The organism is Calditerricola satsumensis, assembly GCF_014646935.1.
GTDB classification, from domain to species: Bacteria; Bacillota; Bacilli; order Calditerricolales; family Calditerricolaceae; genus Calditerricola; species Calditerricola satsumensis.
In genome coordinates, this window is sequence record NZ_BMOF01000107.1 from 1 (window position 1) to 580 (window position 580).

Here is a 580-nt window from a genome sequence, read left to right on the forward strand (position 1 = left end):
AATGGAAATGGGCCACGTTCTTGTGATGCTTCCGAATGGCGGCAAGCTGGGCCGCTTGGCGGTCGGTCAGATCGTCCTCGTTCTTCAAAAGCGGCCATCGCCTCAGGCGTTCCCCAGTCACCTGCTGTTCCACAAGCCGTGCTTCGTCAACCCGCCGATTCGCATCTTGAATAACGTGAAACGGATCTGCCACGATGACAACACCGGGCAAAGCGCGCTTCACCGCATGGCGCCAAGCATCCTTCAGGTCGATGCACACGGCCCGAATGCGCTGGCGAACCGAATCCGGCATCTGGCGCAAAAAGCGCTCCAACGTCTTTATACGGTCATCGGGCAGAATGGCCAAAAGTTGCTGTTTGGGCCACACACACGTGACCGTGACCATCATGTCACGGCCACGATAGCTGTGTTCATCGATGCTTAGCACGAAGGCTTCCATGTCCTTGAGGGCTTCCTCAAGGTTGGCCTTTTGGCCGACACACCGGAGAAGCAAACGGCGCAAGCTATGGGGGCTCATTCCGCTTTCCTGAGCGGCCTGACGGAAGCTGTTTGCTTTCAGGCGCTGGAGCAAGAGGGCTTC

Annotated in this window: 1 protein-coding gene; it reads right to left on the reverse strand. The window is 57.8% G+C overall.

Going from position 1 to position 580, the window contains the following annotated elements; translation table 11 throughout:
- A partial coding sequence (locus tag IEX61_RS12255; RefSeq protein ID WP_229725879.1) for a transposase occupies nt 1–517 on the reverse strand: 517 nt, incomplete at its 3' end.
- Nucleotides 518–580 lie beyond the last annotated feature (63 nt).